General features: G+C 67.4%; 19 protein-coding genes and 1 tRNA gene. 7 read left to right on the top strand and 13 right to left on the bottom strand.

Annotation, left to right across the window (positions count from 1 at the left end):
* Window positions 1-948 (bottom strand): PhoH family protein, encoded by a 948-nt coding sequence (locus ACJ7Z0_RS12840; RefSeq protein WP_434790154.1) that lies wholly within the window; start codon window positions 946-948, stop codon window positions 1-3.
* Between the two features lie 169 nt (window positions 949-1,117).
* Between ACJ7Z0_RS12840 and ruvA the strand changes: the two genes are divergently transcribed.
* A complete protein-coding gene (ruvA, locus tag ACJ7Z0_RS12835) occupies window positions 1,118-1,690 on the top strand; it encodes a Holliday junction branch migration protein RuvA (RefSeq protein ID WP_093016908.1) in 573 nt (190 codons plus the stop codon).
* A gap of 26 nt (window positions 1,691-1,716) precedes the next feature.
* A complete protein-coding gene (locus tag ACJ7Z0_RS12830; RefSeq protein ID WP_434790153.1) occupies window positions 1,717-2,337 on the top strand; it encodes a hypothetical protein in 621 nt (206 codons plus the stop codon).
* Between the two features lie 15 nt (window positions 2,338-2,352).
* Here the strand turns inward: ACJ7Z0_RS12830 and ACJ7Z0_RS12825 are convergent, their stop codons facing one another.
* Genes ACJ7Z0_RS12825 through ACJ7Z0_RS12795 form a run of 7 tightly spaced genes read right to left on the bottom strand, consistent with a single transcriptional unit; the run spans window position 2,353 to window position 8,847 of the window.
* Window positions 2,353-2,913 (bottom strand): YdeI/OmpD-associated family protein, encoded by a 561-nt coding sequence (locus tag ACJ7Z0_RS12825; protein ID WP_434792658.1) that lies wholly within the window; start codon window positions 2,911-2,913, stop codon window positions 2,353-2,355.
* Between the two features lie 47 nt (window positions 2,914-2,960).
* Window positions 2,961-3,914 (bottom strand): phosphatidate cytidylyltransferase, encoded by a 954-nt coding sequence (locus ACJ7Z0_RS12820; protein WP_434790152.1) that lies wholly within the window; start codon window positions 3,912-3,914, stop codon window positions 2,961-2,963.
* On the bottom strand, window positions 3,911-4,630 hold the full coding sequence (locus ACJ7Z0_RS12815; RefSeq protein ID WP_434790151.1) for a lysophospholipid acyltransferase family protein: 720 nt from the start codon (window positions 4,628-4,630) through the stop codon (window positions 3,911-3,913). The genes ACJ7Z0_RS12820 and ACJ7Z0_RS12815 overlap by 4 nt, the downstream gene beginning before the upstream one ends.
* Window positions 4,627-5,070 carry a hypothetical protein gene (locus ACJ7Z0_RS12810; protein WP_434790150.1) on the bottom strand — a complete coding sequence of 148 codons (444 nt, stop codon included), beginning with the start codon at window positions 5,068-5,070 and terminating at the stop codon, window positions 4,627-4,629. The genes ACJ7Z0_RS12815 and ACJ7Z0_RS12810 overlap by 4 nt, the downstream gene beginning before the upstream one ends.
* Complete coding sequence (locus ACJ7Z0_RS12805) at window positions 5,063-6,409, bottom strand: phosphatase PAP2/dual specificity phosphatase family protein (protein ID WP_434790149.1); 1,347 nt, start codon at window positions 6,407-6,409, stop codon at window positions 5,063-5,065. Before ACJ7Z0_RS12805 ends, ACJ7Z0_RS12810 begins: the two co-directional genes overlap by 8 nt.
* A 19-nt stretch (window positions 6,410-6,428) precedes the next feature.
* Entirely contained in the window at window positions 6,429-8,204 is a 1,776-nt protein-coding gene (locus tag ACJ7Z0_RS12800; RefSeq protein ID WP_434790148.1) for a bifunctional alpha/beta hydrolase/class I SAM-dependent methyltransferase, read from the bottom strand.
* Window positions 8,205-8,244: 40 nt separating this feature from the next.
* Entirely contained in the window at window positions 8,245-8,847 is a 603-nt protein-coding gene (locus ACJ7Z0_RS12795) for a CDP-alcohol phosphatidyltransferase family protein (RefSeq protein WP_431127379.1), read from the bottom strand.
* 84 nt (window positions 8,848-8,931) lie between these two features.
* Between ACJ7Z0_RS12795 and ruvB the strand changes: the two genes are divergently transcribed.
* The 3 genes from ruvB (at window position 8,932) to ACJ7Z0_RS12780 (ending at window position 11,924) form a co-directional block, all read left to right on the top strand.
* Window positions 8,932-9,996, top strand: coding sequence for a Holliday junction branch migration DNA helicase RuvB (gene ruvB, locus ACJ7Z0_RS12790; RefSeq protein WP_434790147.1), 1,065 nt, complete (start codon window positions 8,932-8,934; stop codon window positions 9,994-9,996).
* Window positions 9,997-10,000: 4 nt separating this feature from the next.
* Window positions 10,001-10,960: a CDF family Co(II)/Ni(II) efflux transporter DmeF gene (dmeF, locus tag ACJ7Z0_RS12785; RefSeq protein ID WP_434790146.1), complete on the top strand. Its 960-nt coding sequence runs from the start codon at window positions 10,001-10,003 to the stop codon at window positions 10,958-10,960.
* A 94-nt stretch (window positions 10,961-11,054) separates the two neighbouring features.
* Window positions 11,055-11,924, top strand: a complete 870-nt coding sequence (locus ACJ7Z0_RS12780) for a UDP-2,3-diacylglucosamine diphosphatase (RefSeq protein WP_126749414.1) — start codon at window positions 11,055-11,057, stop codon at window positions 11,922-11,924.
* A gap of 57 nt (window positions 11,925-11,981) precedes the next feature.
* On the opposite strand, the gene ACJ7Z0_RS12775 is transcribed toward ACJ7Z0_RS12780, so the two are convergent.
* The 4 genes from ACJ7Z0_RS12775 to ACJ7Z0_RS12760 all read right to left on the bottom strand — a co-directional run bounded on the left by ACJ7Z0_RS12775 (window position 11,982) and on the right by ACJ7Z0_RS12760 (window position 14,731).
* Window positions 11,982-12,407, bottom strand: coding sequence for a hypothetical protein (locus tag ACJ7Z0_RS12775; protein WP_434790145.1), 426 nt, complete (start codon window positions 12,405-12,407; stop codon window positions 11,982-11,984).
* Between the two features lie 122 nt (window positions 12,408-12,529).
* On the bottom strand, window positions 12,530-13,807 hold the full coding sequence (locus tag ACJ7Z0_RS12770; RefSeq protein WP_434792657.1) for a c-type cytochrome: 1,278 nt from the start codon (window positions 13,805-13,807) through the stop codon (window positions 12,530-12,532).
* 16 nt (window positions 13,808-13,823) lie between these two features.
* Window positions 13,824-14,546 carry a c-type cytochrome gene (locus ACJ7Z0_RS12765; protein WP_434790144.1) on the bottom strand — a complete coding sequence of 241 codons (723 nt, stop codon included), beginning with the start codon at window positions 14,544-14,546 and terminating at the stop codon, window positions 13,824-13,826.
* Window positions 14,543-14,731 carry a DUF2970 domain-containing protein gene (locus tag ACJ7Z0_RS12760; protein WP_434790143.1) on the bottom strand — a complete coding sequence of 63 codons (189 nt, stop codon included), beginning with the start codon at window positions 14,729-14,731 and terminating at the stop codon, window positions 14,543-14,545. Before ACJ7Z0_RS12760 ends, ACJ7Z0_RS12765 begins: the two co-directional genes overlap by 4 nt.
* A 98-nt stretch (window positions 14,732-14,829) precedes the next feature.
* Here ACJ7Z0_RS12760 and ACJ7Z0_RS12755 point away from each other — a divergent pair, with 98 nt between their 5' ends.
* Entirely contained in the window at window positions 14,830-16,281 is a 1,452-nt protein-coding gene (locus tag ACJ7Z0_RS12755) for an aminotransferase-like domain-containing protein (RefSeq protein ID WP_434790142.1), read from the top strand.
* Window positions 16,278-16,928 carry a DNA oxidative demethylase AlkB gene (alkB, locus tag ACJ7Z0_RS12750; protein WP_434790141.1) on the top strand — a complete coding sequence of 217 codons (651 nt, stop codon included), beginning with the start codon at window positions 16,278-16,280 and terminating at the stop codon, window positions 16,926-16,928. Before ACJ7Z0_RS12755 ends, alkB begins: the two co-directional genes overlap by 4 nt.
* Window positions 16,929-17,177: 249 nt before the next feature.
* Here alkB and ACJ7Z0_RS12745 read toward each other — a convergent pair.
* Window positions 17,178-17,254, bottom strand: a tRNA-Met gene (locus ACJ7Z0_RS12745).
* Window positions 17,255-17,316: the final 62 nt, after the last annotated feature.

The raw sequence follows: 17,316 nt of genomic DNA, 5'->3' as shown, positions 1-17,316 counted from the left end.
TCAGTGCGCCCCCGCACGTTTGCGCTGGCCGTCGTAGGCATCGACGATCTTGGCGACCAGCGGATGCCGCACCACGTCGGCGCTGGTGAAATGCGTGATCGCGATGCCGTTCACGCGCCGCAGCACGCGCTCGGCATCGATCAGCCCGCTCAACTGCTGCTTGGGCAGGTCGATCTGGCTCACGTCGCCCGTTACCACCGCCTTGGCGCCGAAGCCGATGCGGGTGAGAAACATCTTCATCTGCTCCACCGTGGTGTTCTGCGCCTCGTCCAGGATGACGAAGGCATTGTTCAGCGTGCGCCCGCGCATGAAGGCCAGCGGCGCAATTTCAAGCGCGTTGCGCTCGAAGGCCTTCTGCACTTTCTCGTAGCCCATCAGGTCGTAGAGCGCGTCGTACAGCGGGCGCAGGTAAGGGTCCACCTTCTGCGTCAGGTCGCCCGGCAGGAAGCCGAGCCGCTCGCCCGCTTCCACCGCCGGCCGCGTGAGCACGATGCGCTGCACCGAGGCGCGCTCCAGTGCGTCGACCGCGCAGGCCACGGCCAGATAGGTCTTGCCGGTGCCGGCCGGGCCGATGCCGAAAGTGATGTCGTGCTTGGCGATGTTGTCGAGATACAGCGCCTGCGTCGGCGTGCGCGCGCGCAGGTCGGCGCGGCGCGTGACGAGCATCGCCGCATCCTCGTCGCCGTCGATCATCGTGCCGTCGCCTGCGAGGGTGAGCTGCACCACGGCGGGGTCGATGGAGCGCTGGGCAATTTCGTACAGTGCCTGCAGCACGTCCATCGCGCGCTGCGCGGGGGCCTTGGGACCCTCGACCTTGAACTGCTCGTGGCGGTGCGCAATCTTCACGCCCAGCGCTTCCTCGATGCGGCGCAGGTGCGCGTCCAGAGGTCCGCACAGGTGGCCGAGGCGCGAATTGTTCAGTGGGGTAAAGGTGTGTCGCAGAATCACGCGGTATCCATTTCCATTTTTTTGGCAGCCCTATGCAAGACCAGCCATGCTCGAAAAAACGCAATCCAAAGCGGGGAACACCGCGGAACCGGCTTTGCCGGGCCGCCGGTGTTGCCCCCTTGAGGGGGGAGGCGGCTACACGAAGTGAGCAAGCAACGGGGGTGGGCCAATGATAGGCAAACTCACCGGCGTATTGGCCGAACGCAACCCGCCGCAGGTGGTGGTGGACTGCAACGGCGTCGGCTACGAGGTCGATGTGCCGATGAGCACGTTCTACAACCTGCCCGGCACCGGAGAGCGCGTTTCGCTGCTCACGCACTTCGTGGTGCGCGAGGACGCGCAGATTCTCTACGGTTTCGGCACCGCCGAGGAGCGTGCGGCTTTTCGCCAGCTCATCAAGATCACCGGCGTGGGCCCGCGCACCGCGCTCGGCCTGCTCTCGGGCATGAGCGTGGGCGAGCTGTCGCAGGCGATCACGACGCAGGAGCTCGGCCGGCTGGTGAAGATCCCGGGCATCGGCAAGAAGACCGCCGAGCGGCTGCTGCTCGAACTCAAGGGCAAGCTGGGCGCCGACATCGGCATGCCCGCCCATGCGGCTTCGGACGCGCAGGCCGACATCCTCCAGGCGCTGATCGCGCTGGGGTACAGCGACAAGGAAGCCGCGCTGGCGCTCAAGGCGCTGCCGAAGGATGCGACCGTGAGCGAAGGCATCAAGCTGGCGCTGAAGGCGCTGGCGAAGTAGGCCGTAACAGGCAAGGGACCGAGGGCATGCCCAACTGCGACTTCTACGCCACGAAGGAAGACCACGACAGCCTGCTCTCTTGGCTGTTCGCCGAAGAAAGCTGCGACGTCTACGAACTCGCGTCCGACTTCGGGCAACCGCTGAGATGTTTCCGCTCGGCGGCCGAAGTGCTGGCGCAGTTCGATCGCAGCTATCCCAACGGCAGGAGGTGGCATGCCGTGCATCTGCAGCTGTATGTGCGCGGCGCGGGCCCCGCCTTCGTACCGCGCCGCGTGACGCTGAACCCGCAGGCTTGCGGTGGTGCCACATTCCGCTACAACGCCGATGGCTGGGGCCTGGTGCAGCTGTACCTGGGCTCGGCCTCCGCGGGCGATGCGCGACTGGAAAACTCGCACACCAACCACAACTCGATGAAGCGCGCACAGGCGTGGTCGGACACTGTGGACGTTCTCGGCGGGGTCGAGGCCTGGGACTTCGGCAGGATCACGTCCTTCTCGTCCCGCCTCAACCGCGAAATCCGAAAACGCGGTGTTGCCAAGATTGGCAGCCAGGCCGTCTTGCCGGGCGCGCTGAAGCTGTGGGACGTCGGCGTGGCCATGGGGCCGTACAAGCCCGGCGAGTACACGCTCCAGAGAACGGATACGTAGCGCCTGCGGCGGTACTCAGGGATAGAGCTTCTCGCCCTTGGCGAGCATTTCCACGAACCGTGCGATGCGGAGCGCGCGCGTCTCGGGCTTCTTTGCGCCCTGCGTGCGGAAGAGCACCGCATAGCGGTTGCGCGAATCGAGCTTGGCGAAGAAGTCCTTCGCCTTGCGATTCGCATCGAGCGCGGCCTGCAGGTCGGGCGGCACGATGGCGGTGCTCTGGGCGTCGTAAGCGGCCTCCCAGCGGCCGTCGGCGCGTGCGCGTTCGACTTCGGCCAGGCCGGCGGGCTGCATGCGGCCTTCGTCGATCAGCTTCAGCGCCTTGTCGCGGTTGATCTTCGACCAGATGCTGCGTGCGGTGCGCGGAGTGAAGCGCCGCAGAAAGTGCTTGTCGTCCTCCGCCTTGAGCTGGCCGTCGATCCAGCCGTAGCACAGTGCGACTTCGAGCGCCTCCGCGTGGGTGACCGACGCAATGCCGCTGTCTTTCTTCGCGATGCGAATCCATACGCCGGCCGCGCTCGCATGCTGGTGCCTGAGCCAATGCTCCCATACGGCGGCAGTGCTGCATTCAATGGGCATCTGGTAGGCCACGCGCTGGGCAGCCTTGTCAGCCTTGGCGCGCGTGCTCATGGCACCCACCAGTAGCGCAGCGCATGAAAGTAGATCGGCGCTGCAAAGATCACCGAATCGAGCCGGTCGAGCATGCCGCCGTGGCCCTCGATCATCGAGCCCCAGTCTTTCACGCCGCGGTCGCGCTTGATCGCCGACATCACGAGCCCGCCGAAGAAACCCATGAGGCAGATGGTGAGTGCCATCAGCGCGGCCTGCCAGGGGTTGAACGGCGTCGCCCAATAGAGCGCCGCCCCCAGCGCGGTGGCGCTGGCCACGCCGCCGACCAGGCCTTCCCAGGTCTTGGAGGGCGAGAGTTCGGGCGCCACCTTGCGCTTGCCGAAAAGCTTGCCCCACACGTACTGCAGCACGTCGCTGCCCTGCACCACGATCACGAGGAAGGCGATCAGGAGCAGGTTGCGGCCCTCGAAGCCGGGAATCTGCAGCGTGAGAAGCGCGGGCACGTGGCTGATGCAGAACACGCAGATCATCAGGCCCCACTGGATCTTCGAGGTGCGTTCCAGAAAGCGCTGCGTGTCGCCGCCCACGGCGGCAAGAATCGGCAGCACGAGAAAGGCGTAGACCGGAATGAAGATCGAATAGAGCCCGTACCAGTCGATCCACACCAGGAAGTACTGCACCGGCAGCCCGATGTAGAACGCCGCCGCAATCGCATGATGGTCGCCGCGCCGCGTGTAGGCCAGGCTGATGAACTCGCGCAGCGCATAGAACGAGATCAGATAGAACAGCACGATCACGCCGCCCTTGCCGAACGCGAAGGCAATGCCGATCACCGCCACCATCACCCACCATGCATTCACGCGCGCGTTGAGGTTGTCGATCACCGAATTGGGCTGGCCTTGGGCCACGCGCCACTTGAGCAGCGCGCCAATGGTGGAGGCAAGAATCAGCACGCCGGCAACGCCGCCGAACAATTGCAGCGTGGTCTGGGTGGAGGGCGAGATGTTCATGGCGTCGTTGCTGCTTTTTCTTGTTCTGGCACGCGGTCGTATTCGGGGCGCAGGTCGAGCATGGCGGCGCGTGCGCGGGCAATGAAACCGGTCTTGTCCTCGCCTTCGGCCAGCTGGATGGGCGCGCCGAAGCGGACCGTGCAGGCGAGCGGAATCGGCACCAGCGTGCCCTTGGGCAGCACGCGCTTCAGGTTCTCGATCCACACCGGCACCAGCCGCACGTTGGGGCAGGCACGCGCCAGGTGATAGAGGCCGCTCTTGAGCGGCAGCAGGATCTCGTCGCCGGTGTTGCGCGTGCCCTCGGGAAACATGATGAGCGAGTCGCCGCCTTCCAGCGCCTCTTTCATCTGATCGACCGGGTTGCCGCCTTGGCCCGAGCCGTCGCGCCGGATCATGAGCGCGTTGAACACGTCGGCGCCGATGAACTGGCGCACCTTGGAGGCCATCCAGTAGTCCTGCCCGGCCACCGGCCGCGTCAACGCGCGCAGGTCGGGCGGCAGCGTCGCCCACAGCAGCACGAAGTCGCCGTGGCTCGTGTGGTTGGCAAAGTACAGCGTCTGCTCGGCCTTGGGCGTGGTGCCGCTCCAGATGGCGCGCACGCCCGTCAGCAAACCGGCCGCACCGATGATCAGCTTGCCCGCGACCACGGCAAACGCGCGGCGCAGCACGGTGCTTTCGGGCTTGTCGCCGTTCTTGTTGTTGTCTTCTTCGGTCAAGAGAGGTCCTGTGTCATCAAGGCGAGGAGAAACATGGCGCTCTGGCAGGCGACCACGATGGCATGGCGCTGCATGAGCTGGCGGGTGCCCTGCACGCGTTCGTCGAGGGGGCGGGTGGTTTTTTGCTCTGGCGGCGTCTCGCGCAGTCCAAGGGATGAAAGCGCGTGGTCGAGCGTGTCGAGCGATGCGATGGCGCGGCGCCCGAGATCGGCGAACAACGCCTCGTCCAGCCGCAGCCGGAAGGCGAAATAGCGTTCGAGCAGGCCGAGGACCACGACCGCGCCGAAGCCCATGGCGGCCGTGACCGAGAGCGAGCGCAGCGTCAGCGCGAGCACCAGTGCCGAGATGCACGTGAGCGCAAAGCCCCAGATGGCAAGCACCATGAAGGCACGCAGCAGTCCGGCCAGCGCCGCGCAGGTGGCGCGTTCGTTGTCAGTCATGGGGCGGTAGCTCCGGCACGGCGTTCAGGGGTTCCAGCGACGTCATCCATTCGCGTCGCAGCACGATCTGCGGACGCGCGAGGCGCACCGCGCTTTCGGCCTGCACCAGGCTGCCCGCCGAACCATAGCGGCCCAGCCAGGCGATCGTTGCAGCCGCACTGCGCGAAAAACCCAGCGCGCAGCACACCCATACCGGCGCGCCGTCGGCCTTGAGTCGCTGGCCTTCGATGACCGCCGCTGCGCGTTGCAGCCGCACGGTCGGCGGCACCGTCAGGTCGAGTATTGGCACGCAGTGCGCATGCGGCACACCGGCGGGCGTCTGCAACTCGGCGCACAGGCTCACGAGCCGCGGCCGGCCGGCGGCAACCCATTCGGCCTCCGTCGGCAAGCGTCCCAGACGCAGGCCCGGCACCACTTCGACCGAAGCCGGCAGCTTGCGCGTCCAGAGCCATGCGTTGACTGCCGCGCCGAGCCGATAGGGCGCAAGGAGCCAGCGCGCCGCCCAGCCCATGCGGCCGCGGCCATCCATCTGGAAGCCGCGGGCGCCGTAGCCGATGTAGTTGAGCGCCACCAGAGCCAACGAGGCCGCCGGCCACGCAAGCCACAGCAGCACGCCGCCACCGTAGAGCGCGACGGCAAGGAACAGGGCCGCACCGGTCGAATAGAAGCCCGCGAGCTTCCAGCGCTGCGCATCGCGCGTGCATTGCCAGGCGCTCGGCATCGACACCGTACGCGCGAGCGGCCACAGCCAGATACAGAACAGGCCGAGCAGTGCGCCAGTTGGAATGTCGATGAAGTGGTGCTGCCAGGTCGTGAGCACCGATGCGCAGATGGCAAAGGCCCACACGTGCAGTACCACCCTTGCCCATGTGGCGCGCAGGAACTGCCGGTACCAGTCCCACAGGATCACGGCCAGTGCAATGTGCAGCGAAGGCGCCTGGTTGTAAGGCTGGTCGAAGCCGCGCAAGGCATTGAAGAGGAACGCCGGCGCGCCTTCTACCGCCGGCTGCCCGAAGCTGAAATGCAGCGGCCAGAGGACGAAGCAGGTGCAGGCGATGAGCGTTGCGCTCACGAGGCGCAGCGCATGCCGGTCGAGCGTGTGCTTGCTGCGCGCAAGGAAGAGCGAGAGCGCGTAGAAGACGTTGATCGTCCAGTACGGAAAAATGGTCCAGGCCCAGAAGGGCAGCTGCCGCTCCCATTCGAAGGCCATCGATGGCACGTGCGCGCGCGTGGTGGCCCACCAATTGGCAAGGCCGTATGTTGCATAGAAGAGCGGCCCCAGGAACACCAGCCACGCGGCGGCCCGCTTCCAGGGGCGCTGCGCCAGCCACCGCCTCATTTCGCGCCCAGCCCCGAGGTCATGCCACCCGCACCGCGAGCGAGACGGTGAAGATGCCCCACTCGTCGACGCGCTGGTCGATCTTGCGGAAGCCCGCTTCCTCCACCAGCTGGTCCATCTCGGCCTGCGTGCGGCGGCGCATCACCCAGGCTTCGCCCTGGCGGTGGCTGGTGAGCGCGCGCGCAATCATCTCGAGCTGCGGGTGCCAGGGCTGCCCGGTGTAGACCAGATAGCCGCGGTCTTCCACCGCGTCGCCCACGCCCGCGAGCGAACGCCGCACCATCTCGTTGTCGGGGAACAGCTCGTAGAGGCCCGACACCACCGCCAGCGTGGGGCGCGGCGTCACGGTGGCCAGGCTGATGCGGTCGAAGGCGTCGGCCTGCACGAACTGCGCCACGTCTTCCAGGCCCTTTTCGGCAATCAGCGCGCGGCCGTCGCGCACGTTGATGTCGCTGTAGTCGCGCAGCAGGATCGAGCTGGCCTTGACGGGGCTCGCGAGCACCGCGTCGAGCACGTAGCGGCCATGGCCGGCCGCGATGTCCATCACGCGCACCTCGCGGTGCATCTCGGCCAGCCGTTCCATCGCGATGCGGATCAGCTCCTCGACGTGGATCTTGCGCTGCCGGATGCCGCGCCAGCCGATCGAGTTCAGGTAGGTGTTGTCGACGGAGCGGCCCAGCGGGCCCTTGCCTTTCGGGTGGTTGCGGTAGACATAGTCGAGCGTGCTGCCCGAATCGAAGCCGGTGGCATGGCCGAGCGCGATGCCGCTCGACAGCTTGCCGCCGATGCGCAGGCCGGCGCGCGTCATGGCCCAATAGGCGCCGCGCGCCGAGAGGGGCGCCAGCGGCTCCGCCAGCGCGCGGGATTCGTCGGCGGTGTTGCCGCCGAGGTGCGCCGCGCGCAGGTCGACCGGCGCCGGAGGCTGGTCGAACAGCTGAAGAATGAATTCGCGGATCGCTTGCACCGCCGGCGCGCGATCTTTCTCGCCCAGTGTGTCGTGGAAGAAGCCCGGCAGTTCCATCTTGGTCTTGACGGCGCTGCCCAGCCGCTCGAAGAACTGGTGTTGCGGCTTGTGGTGCACCACCCAGTCCGCGCCCGAGATCAGCAGCTGCACCGGCAAGGTGATGGCATTGGCATCGGCCACCACGCGGTCGGCCGCTTCGTAGAGGCCGAGCAGGATGTTGACGGCAATCGGGCGCGAGATCAGCGGGTCGCTCTCGTAGCTTGCGATGCGCTCCGGGTCGTGCGTGAGGAACTTCGCCTTCACATAGCTGTTGACGAAGAACAGGCCGCGCAGCTTGTGCATCAGGCCCAGCCCGGCGCGCGCAAAAGGCACGTAGAGCTTGACCTTGAAGGCCGGCGATGCCAGCGTGAGCCCGCGCACCTTGGGCGCGTAGTCGTGCGCCCAGGTGGAGACCAGCACGGCCCCCACGCTCTGCGCAATCACATGGATGTCGTGCTCCGCCACGCCGTGCGCGCTGCCGATGTGCTGGACGAAGGTCTGCACGTCGCGCACCGAGGTGGCAAAGCTCGGGCTGTAGCCGCGCTGGCCCGGCGAGCGGCCGTGGCCGCGCGCGTCCCAAGCGAAGAAGTCGAAGTCGGGCAGGTCGAGTTCGTCGACCAGGTGCGCCATGCGCGCGCCGTGCTCGTGGCCGCGGTGGAACAGCACGATGGCGCCGCGGCGCGCTTCGCCGGTGGCCGGCCAGTGCCGGTAGAAGAGCGATTCGCCGTCGTGCGTGCGGAACTGGCGCTCTTGCGGAATGCGTGGGTTGGTGTGTGTGTTGGTGTCGGTCATCGGATCCCTGTCGCTATTGTTTTGTTCGTTGTGTTCACGTCTATGCAGCTTCAGCCAGCGCGCGCCGGATGCGGTTGACCACTGTCCAGGCCACGAGCACGGCAAGAAGGGGCATCAGCCACGCAGCCCAGCCCGGCAGCGGCCAGCCCAGCGCCACATAGAGGCCGAGCGCGCCGAAAACGAAGGCGCGATCGCTCTTGCCGAGCGGCCCGTCGTAGCGGCGCGAGGCCCCCACCGTCGGGCCCAGCGCGCCCGCGAATTCGCTCAGGCCCGCGAGCACGATCACCGTGCCGACCCAGAACGGGCTGAACGGCTGCACCAGCGCAAACGGCAGGTACAGCGCGGCGTCGGAGACCACGTCGGTCAGTTCGTTGAGGAAGGCGCCGAGCTTGCTTTGCTGCCCATGCTCGCGTGCCAGCATGCCGTCGATGGCGTTGAAAGCCATGCGCACGAACATCCAGGCCGGGATGAGGCCGAAAGCGGCCAGCGAGGGGGCGGCGAAGAAGAGCCAGAGCCCGAGTGCGACCGACACCGCGCAAGCGGCCAAGGTGACCTGGTTGGCGGTGATGCCCATGGCATGCAGGCGGCCGACCAGCGGCCGCAGCAGCGCCTGGAACCGGGGCTTCAGTTCGTAGATCGACACCCTTGGCTTCCCCTCGTTTGTTATATGGCCGAAGCATTCTGCCAGTGAGCAGGCACTAAACTCACAAACGCAAAACCCTCTCCCATGACCATTCAGACTGACGACTTCGCGCCCGCGCCCCCACGCGTGGTGTCCGCCGCCCCCGCTTCGCCCCAGGAAGAAGCGATAGAGCGGGCGCTGCGCCCCAAGTTGCTCGACGAATACGTCGGGCAGGCCAAGGTGCGCGAGCAGCTCGAGATCTTCATTGGCGCGGCGCGCAAGCGCAAGGAAGCGCTCGACCACGTGCTGCTCTTCGGCCCGCCCGGCCTCGGCAAGACCACGCTGTCGCACATCATCGCGGCCGAGCTGGGCGTGAACCTGCGCCAGACCTCCGGGCCGGTGCTCGAGAAGCCCAAGGACCTGGCGGCGCTCTTGACCAACCTCGAGCCGAACGACGTGCTCTTCATCGACGAGATCCACCGCCTGAGCCCGGTGGTCGAGGAAATCCTCTATCCCGCGCTGGAGGATTACCAGATCGACATCATGATCGGCGAGGGCCCGGCGGCGCGCAGCATCAAGCTCGACCTGCAGCCCTTCACGCTGGTGGGCGCCACCACCCGCGCCGGCATGCTCACCAACCCGCTGCGCGACCGCTTCGGCATCGTGGCGCGGCTGGAGTTCTACACGCCGGAAGAACTGGCGCTCATCGTGCGGCGCAGCGCCGGCCTGCTCAAGGTGGAAACCGATACGGCCGGCGGCTTCGAGATTGCGCGCCGTTCGCGCGGCACGCCCCGCATCGCCAACCGCCTGCTGCGCCGTGTGCGCGACTATGCCGATGTGAAAGGCAACGGCCGCATCAACGAAGAGATCGCGCACAAGGCGCTCGCCATGCTCGACGTCGATCCGCAGGGCTTCGACCTGATGGACCGCAAGCTGCTCGAGGCCGTGATCCATCGCTTCGACGGCGGCCCCGTGGGGCTGGACAACGTGGCGGCCAGCATCGGCGAGGAGCCGGGCACCATCGAAGACGTGATCGAGCCCTACCTGATCCAGCAGGGCTACCTGCAGCGCACCCCGCGCGGACGCATCGCGACCCTGGCGGCCTACCGCCACCTCGGCGTGGCACCGCCCTCGAGCCGCTCGGACGGTCAAGACCTCTTTGGAGCCTGAAACCATGCACACCCATGACCTCCGTGCCTGGCAGCACGACCACCACTTTGGCGCAGGCAACGAATCGGCCGAGCGCAGCACCCGCCTCGTGATGTGGATCACCATCGCCGCGATGGTGGTCGAGATCGGCGCCGGCTGGTGGTTCAACTCGATGGCGCTCTTGGCCGACGGCTGGCACATGAGTTCGCACGCGCTGGCCATCGGCCTGAGCGCTTTCGCCTATGCGGCCGCGAGGCGCTACGCACGCGATCCGCGGTTCGCGTTCGGCACCTGGAAGATCGAGGTGCTGGGCGGCTTCGCGAGCGCGCTGATGCTGCTCGGCGTGGCGGCGCTGATGGTGGTGGGCTCCATCGAACGGCTTCTCTCGCCCTCGGCCATCCACTACCGCGAAGCCGTGGCGGTGGCCGTCCTTGGGCTGGTGGTCAACCTGGTCTGTGCGCGGCTGCTGGGGTCGGCGCACCATCACGGGCATGGGCACGACCATGGCCACGGCCATGCGCACCACGGCCACGATCATGCTCACGGCCACGACCTGAACCTGCGTTCCGCCTACCTGCACGTGGTGGCCGATGCCGCCACCTCGGTGCTCGCGATCGCGGCGCTTCTCGGCGGCTGGTTCTTCGGCTGGGCCTGGCTCGACCCGGCCATGGGCATCGTCGGCGCGGTGCTGGTGGCCGTGTGGGCCAAGGGCCTGCTCAAGGAAACCGGCCGCGTGCTGCTCGACCGCGAGATGGACCACCCCGTCACGGTCGAAATCCGCGAAGGCGTGGAGACCACGCTGGCCGATTCGGAAACCCGCGTGGCCGACCTGCACGTGTGGCGCGTGGGCCGCGAGGCCTATGCCTGCGCCCTCACGGTGGTGACGCATTCCCCCACGCTGTCGGCCGACGAGGTGCGCGCCTGTTTCTCCATGCACGAGGAAATTCGCCACTCGACCGTGGAAATCCAGCGCTGCGCCTCTTGAGTCAGTTGCAGCGCGTTGCCTCCGGGCCACGCGTCACCGGAATGTCACTGGAACGCCATCGCGCCGTCACGCATAGGTGGGAGCCTACCCGTCCATGCAACGCGACGATGCTTTCCTCCGCGCATGGCGCGACACCGCGACCCGGGCTCCCGAGCCGGAGGACGACGATCTTGCGCGCCCGCCGCTGCGCTATCGCACCCTCTGGATCTCCGACCTGCACCTGGGCACGCCCGGCTGCCAGGCCCGCGCGCTGCTCGATTTCCTGAAGCACACCGAGTGCGAGACGCTGTTCCTGGTCGGCGACATCATCGACGGCTGGCAGCTCAAGCGCCACTGGTACTGGCCGCAGGCGCACAACGACGTGATCCAGAAGCTGTTGCGCAAGGCGCGCAAGGGCACCCGCGTGATCTTCATCCCGGGCAACCACGATGAGTTCGCGCGCAAGTACCTGCATCACAATTTCGGCGGCATCGACGTGGCCGAGGAGTGGATCCACGAGACCGCCGACGGCCGCAAGCTCTGGATCATTCACGGCGACCTGTTCGACGGCGTGATCCAGTGCGCCAAGTGGCTCGCGCACGTGGGCGACTCGCTCTATGAATTCACGCTCAAGCTCAACCGCCATCTCAACTCGCTGCGCGCGCGCATGGGGCTGCCGTACTGGTCGCTCTCCAAGTACCTCAAGGGCAAGGTCAAGCGTGCCGTGAGCTACGTGGGCGATTTCGAGAACGCCGTGGCTCGCGAGGCCCGCAAGCGCGGCGTGCAGGGCGTGGTCTGCGGCCACATCCACCACGCCGAAATGCGCGACATCGACGGCATCCTCTATTGCAACGACGGCGACTGGGTCGAGAGCCTCACGGCGCTGGCCGAGCATGCCGACGGCACGCTGGAGATCATCGACTGGGCGCAGCACATGCCGGTGCCCGCGAAGGCCGGCGCGCAGCGCGAGCCCGTCGCAGCCTGAGCAGGCTGCGGGCGGCCTTCCCCGAGCCCCGTCGCACGACGGACCGGGGCACTTCCGCTAGGAGAGCCGCCGGATTTCCGCCCGTGCAATCTCGCGGTGGTGGTACGACGGCGAGATGCCGATGAAACGGGTGTACCGCTCCACGGCGGCGGCGGTATTGCCCACGTCTTCCAGTTCGAGCGCTTCGTGCATGAATTGGGAGAAAAGCTGGTTGGCGGCGGCTTCGCGGGACGAAGCGGCGAGCGACCTCGGTTCGAGTTCGGGCTGCAGCGCGAAGATCTTGTGCTGCACCCGAATCACTTCGAACAGCGCGCGGCCGATTCTCTCGATGTTCTCGGCGGCCGGATCCGGGCCGTTTTCGCGCACTTCGATGGCGGCCTGGTCCAGCAGGTGCGAGGCCACCCGCAGCATTTGATAAAGAGGCTTGAGAGATGGCCTGGCGATAGGCTCGGTGGCGTCCGGGCTGGCGGTACTTTGGGGCATTCTCGACGGGCTGGTTCGATCGGCACTGCTGCTGTGCGGCTCTCCGACGGGGGTCTGTACCACTCTGATGCTAGGGGCTGCCAGCGGACTGCGATATCACCGGAATCCGTAGTAGTCGCCGATCACCGCCGCATCGTATCGAGCAGCGCCACGGGTGGGCTGTCGTTGCCCCATGAGCCGCGAACGAAAGTGAGCACCGCGGCAACGTCGGCCGCGTCGAGCACCTGTCCGAAGGGAGGCATGCCGTAGGGGCGCGGGTTGCCCGAGGTGGACGGCAGGTAGCCGCCATGTGCAATCACCTGTGTCAGGTTCGCCGTCTGCGCCATGTTCACGGAGCGGTTGCCCGCCAGGGGTGGAAAGGCGCCCGGCACGCCCTGCCCCTGGTCGCCGTGGCAATAGGCGCAGCGCTGGTCGTAGATCTTCTGGCCGCGCACCATGGTGCCGGCATCGCGGCGGTTGGGCGCGGTGCCGGTGCGTGCCGCCGGTTGCGCCGCTGCGCCAGGCAGGTCTTTCAGGTAGCTGGCCATCGCGGCCAGGTCGGCGTCGTTCAAATGCTGCGTGCTGCGAAACACGACCTCGGCCATCGGCCCCATGACCGAGCCGCGCGGCGCGATGCCGGTCTTGAGCAGTGCAACCACCTCCGCGGAGGGCCAGTCGGCCACGCCGGCCTCGTGCGGATCGGTGAGCGATGGCGCGTACCAGTTCTGCACCGCGATCAAGCCGCCCGAGAGGCCCAGGTTCGCCTGCGTCGCGCCCAGCGAATCGCGGCTGCCGTGGCAGGCGATGCAGTGGCCCAGCCCGCCGACCAGGTAGGCGCCGCGGTTCCATTCGGCCGGCTTGCCCGCATTGGCCACGAAAGGCTCGGGCCTGAAAGAGAGGGCCCGCCACACCGCCAGCGCGGCCTGCGTGTCGTAGGGAAACCGCAGCCGGTGCGTCAGGTTGGGCGCTGGCGCGGGCGGCACGCTGCGCAGATAGGCGTAGATGGCATCCGAGTCTTCGCGCGTCACCTGCGTGAAGTTCGGATAGGGGAACGCGGGGTACAGCAGGCGGCCGTCCTTGCTGCGGCCGTTGTGCATTGCGCGCCAGAAATGCGCACTGCTCCAGCTGCCGATGCCGGCCTTCGCATCGGGCGTGAGGTTGCTCGAATAGACGGTGCCGAAAGGCGTTTCGATCGGCAGTCCACCCGCATAGGGCTGGCCGCCGCGCGTGGTGTGGCAACCGGCGCAGTTGCCGGCCAGCGCGAGGTAGCGCCCGCGCTCGACCTGCTGGGGCGTGGCGTTGAAGGCTTCGGCCTGCTCGGGCAGCGGGTCTTCGCCGCGCAGATTGAGCGCGACGATGCCGGCCGCCGCCGCGCCCAGCAGAAGTACCAGCGCAGGCAGCGTCCAGCCGAGGTATCGCATCTTCCTCATGGGCGCCTCATTTCGGCATGCCGCCGCAGGCCATCGGCAGCGGGGCGGGCAGGGAGGCGGCGGGCTTCGGATCGGCCGGCATCGGTTGCACCGCGAGCCAGCTGGCCACGGCGTTGATGTCGGCGGTGTTCATGCGGCGTCCGATGTCGGCCATGCAGTCGGGAGCGAGCGCATGCCGCTCGTTGGTGAGCCAGGCGCCGAGTTGCGAAGACACGTAGAGCCGGGGCAGGCCGAGCAGGCCCGGAATGGCCGGCCGCACGCCGGTGAGCGCGGCGCCGTGGCACTGCACGCAGGCCGGAATGCGTCGCGCGGCATCGCCTTCGAGCGCCAGCTGGCGGCCGCGTGCCAGCTGCGCGGGTGGCGCGTCGCTCGCGGGCGAGACAGGCGGGTAGGGCAGGTCCAGGCCCGCGAAGTACTCGGCCATTTCCATCAGGTAGGCATCGGAGAGGTGCTGCACCATGTAGGTCATGTCGGCGTTGAAACGCCGGCCATCGCGAAAGCTCCGCAGCTGGTTGAACAGGTAGCCCGCGGGCTTGCCGGACAGGCGCGGAAAGTAGCCGGCGTTGGTGGTGGCGCCTTCGCGGCCGTGGCAGGCGATGCAGGCGGCCACGCGCCGCTCGATGTCGTTGCCGGAGGGCGTGGCGGGCGTCGCCGCCAAGGCCGCGATGCCGTGGCCGAGCAGCAGTAGCATCAGCGCGATTCCGGCGAGCCGGTGGGCCGCCTTCCTCATGCGCCGGCCGCGAAATGCGCGAGTGCCAGCAGCCCCGCAATGAGCAGCAGCACCGTGGCCAGCGCGATGCCGATCAGCGGCAACAGGCCGACTTGCTCGGTGCGCCGGTCGGCGTCCGCGCGGCGGCCGCCAAGCCCGATGAAACTCCAGAGAACCGCGCGTACCGCGCGCATGAAATTGGACATGCACCGACTGTGCCGCAACCGGCCCCGAAAAAACAGATGCAGATCCGAACCAAAACACCGGAGCAGATAAAGTCGCCTCGAATGACCGCCGTCCTGACATGAAGCGCTACGAAGCCCTTGCCGCCGACATCGAGGCGTCGATCCGCCACGGCACGCTGAAGCCCGGCGACCGCCTGCCTTCGGTGCGGCATACCGGCGAGAGCCGCGGCGTGAGCCCGTCCACGGTGTTCCAGGCCTACTACCTGCTGGAAGCCCGCGGCCTGGTGCGCGCGCGGGACCGCTCGGGCTACTACGTCACCGGCGGTGCGCTGCGCGATGCGCCGCCCGAAGCCAACCTCACCTCGCGTCCGGCGGACGGGCCGAAGTCTCTCGACGTGAGCGACCACGTGTTCGACATCCTCGAGGCCAGCATGTCGCGCAAGGTGGTGCCCTTCGGCTCGGCGTTTCCGAGCCCGCTGCTGTTTCCGCTCGCGCGGCTGGGCCAGTTCATGGCCGCGAGCGCCAAGTCGCTCGACCCGTGGAGCACCGTGGACGACCTCACGCCCGGCAGCGCGGCACTGCGCCGGCAGATCGCGCTGCGCTACCTGGGCGACGGCATGCAGGTGCCGGCCGACGAAATTGTCATCACCAACGGCGCGATGGAGGCGCTCAACCTGTGCCTCGCGGCGGTCACGCGCCCGGGCGATTCGGTGATCGTCGAGTCGCCCACCTTCTACGCGGCCCTGCAGGCACTGGAGCGCATGGGCCTGCGCGCGATCGAAGTACCGACGCATCCCGGCGAAGGCATTGACCTGGCTGCGCTGGAGTTCGCCATCGCGGCCCATCGGCCCAAGGCCTGCTGGCTGATGACCACCTTCCAGAACCCGCTCGGCAGCCTCATGCCCGATGCGAAGAAGAAGGCCCTGGTGGAACTGCTCGCGCGGCATGCGCTGCCGCTGATCGAGGACGACGTGTATGCCGAGCTCTACTTCAGCGACCGGCGGCCGCCGCCGGCCAAGGCCTTCGACACGCAGGGGCTCGTGCTGCACTGTTCTTCATTTTCCAAGTGCCTGGCGCCGGGCTACCGTATCGGATGGGCATCGCCTGGGCGCTTCACGCGCGCCGTGGCGCGGCTGAAGCTGACGACCACGCTCAGCACCTCGGTGCCCGCGCAACTCGCGCTGGCAGGCTACCTGGAGAAGGGCGGGCTCGACAAGCACCTGCGCAAGCTGCGCCAGGCGCTGGCGGTGCAGCAGGCGAGCTTTGCGCAGGCGGTGGGGCACTACTTTCCGGCGGGCACGCGCGCCACGCGGCCGCTGGGCGGGTACTTCTTGTGGGTCGAGTTGCCGGCGCATGTGAATGCGCTCGACATCCACGCCCAAGCACTGGAGCTCGGCATCAGCGTGGCGCCGGGACCGATCTTTTCGGCCACGCGCGGTTTCTCCCATTGCCTGCGCCTGAACTATGGCCATGCTTGGGACGGGCACGCCGAAAAGGCGATGCAGACGTTGGGGCGTTTGGTGGCCGCGGCGGCCGCCGATGGCCCGGCGCGCGAGAAAATCGTTGCGTGACGCTCGATCTTTTTTCCGATGCCGAACTGCCGCGCGGTAACGAGGCGATCGGCCCTGGTGCCTTCGTGCTGCGCGGTTTCGCGCTGCCCTTCGTGAACGATCTTCTGCCCGCGTTGCATGAGGTCGAACAGCGCGCCGCTTTCCGGCACCTCGTGACCCCGGGCGGCCTCACCATGTCGGTGGCGATGACCAACTGCGGCCGCCTGGGTTGGATCTCGGACCGGCGCGGCTATCGCTACGCCGAGTTCGATCCCGAAACCGGCCGGCCGTGGCCCCCGATGCCCGCGGTGTTCGAGCGCCTGGCACAAGCATCAGCCGCCGAAGCGGGGTTCGAAGGCTTCGAGCCCGATGCCTGCCTTGTCAACCGCTACGAGCCCGGCACCCGCCTGTCGCTGCACCAGGACAAGGACGAGCGCGGCTACCACGCCCCTATCGTTTCGGTTTCGCTGGGCATGCCGGCCACTTTTCTGTTCGGCGGGCTCGCGCGCAGCGACAAGGCCGTTCGCATTCCGCTGGTGCACGGCGATGTCGTGGTGTGGGGCGGTCCGGACAGGTTGCGCTATCACGGCGTGCTGCCGCTCGAGGACAGGCCGCATGCGCTGCTGGGCCGGCGGCGCATCAACCTCACCTTCCGCAAGGCAGGTTGAGTCGGGCGGCCTACATTTCGCTCAAGTCAGGCGGATGACTTGTCCTGCTTTTCTGTGCACAACTCTGTGGGTTGTCTGAGGACGCGGGTCGCCAAAGCCAGCATCGGCGGGGGTTCGCACTACATTGCCTGCTGAACGGGCACCGTGTCCTTCGGCGGAAAAAAGCGGGTGGAAGGGACCCGAAAACGGCACGCCGGAAAAACAAAAAAGCCTTGCAAGTCGTTGACTTGCAAGGCTTTTTGATGATGTTGGTGGCTCTTCACGGACTCGAACCGCGGACCTGTGGATTATGATTCCATCGCTCTAACCGACTGAGCTAAAGAGCCGTTCGGGCAGTTTTGCACCGAGCCCAAGATTATAGCGCAGGCCGCGGGCACCGAATCAAGCC

It is taken from the genome of Variovorax palleresanus, from assembly GCF_051144945.1.
Lineage (GTDB): Bacteria > Pseudomonadota > Gammaproteobacteria > Burkholderiales > Burkholderiaceae_C > Variovorax > Variovorax paradoxus_S.
Note: the sequence above shows the minus strand (reverse complement) of the source record. Positions and strands in the feature narration are given on the sequence as shown.

Bases quoted from the DNA above. Each gene is read 5' to 3' on its own strand.
- ruvA (WP_093016908.1), top strand. From the start codon at position 1,118: ATGATAGGCAAACTCACCGGCGTATTGGCCGAACGCAACCCGCCGCAG.
- ACJ7Z0_RS12830 (WP_434790153.1), top strand. From the start codon at position 1,717: ATGCCCAACTGCGACTTCTACGCCACGAAGGAAGACCACGACAGCCTG.
- ACJ7Z0_RS12825 (WP_434792658.1), bottom strand. From the start codon at position 2,913: ATGCCCATTGAATGCAGCACTGCCGCCGTATGGGAGCATTGGCTCAGG.
- ACJ7Z0_RS12820 (WP_434790152.1), bottom strand. From the start codon at position 3,914: ATGAACATCTCGCCCTCCACCCAGACCACGCTGCAATTGTTCGGCGGC.
- ACJ7Z0_RS12810 (WP_434790150.1), bottom strand. From the start codon at position 5,070: ATGACTGACAACGAACGCGCCACCTGCGCGGCGCTGGCCGGACTGCTG.
- ACJ7Z0_RS12805 (WP_434790149.1), bottom strand. From the start codon at position 6,409: ATGAGGCGGTGGCTGGCGCAGCGCCCCTGGAAGCGGGCCGCCGCGTGG.
- ACJ7Z0_RS12800 (WP_434790148.1), bottom strand. From the start codon at position 8,204: ATGACCGACACCAACACACACACCAACCCACGCATTCCGCAAGAGCGC.
- ruvB (WP_434790147.1), top strand. From the start codon at position 8,932: ATGACCATTCAGACTGACGACTTCGCGCCCGCGCCCCCACGCGTGGTG.
- dmeF (WP_434790146.1), top strand. From the start codon at position 10,001: ATGCACACCCATGACCTCCGTGCCTGGCAGCACGACCACCACTTTGGC.
- ACJ7Z0_RS12780 (WP_126749414.1), top strand. From the start codon at position 11,055: ATGCAACGCGACGATGCTTTCCTCCGCGCATGGCGCGACACCGCGACC.
- ACJ7Z0_RS12775 (WP_434790145.1), bottom strand. From the start codon at position 12,407: ATGCCCCAAAGTACCGCCAGCCCGGACGCCACCGAGCCTATCGCCAGG.
- ACJ7Z0_RS12770 (WP_434792657.1), bottom strand. From the start codon at position 13,807: ATGCGATACCTCGGCTGGACGCTGCCTGCGCTGGTACTTCTGCTGGGC.
- ACJ7Z0_RS12765 (WP_434790144.1), bottom strand. From the start codon at position 14,546: ATGAGGAAGGCGGCCCACCGGCTCGCCGGAATCGCGCTGATGCTACTG.
- ACJ7Z0_RS12760 (WP_434790143.1), bottom strand. From the start codon at position 14,731: ATGTCCAATTTCATGCGCGCGGTACGCGCGGTTCTCTGGAGTTTCATC.
- ACJ7Z0_RS12755 (WP_434790142.1), top strand. From the start codon at position 14,830: ATGAAGCGCTACGAAGCCCTTGCCGCCGACATCGAGGCGTCGATCCGC.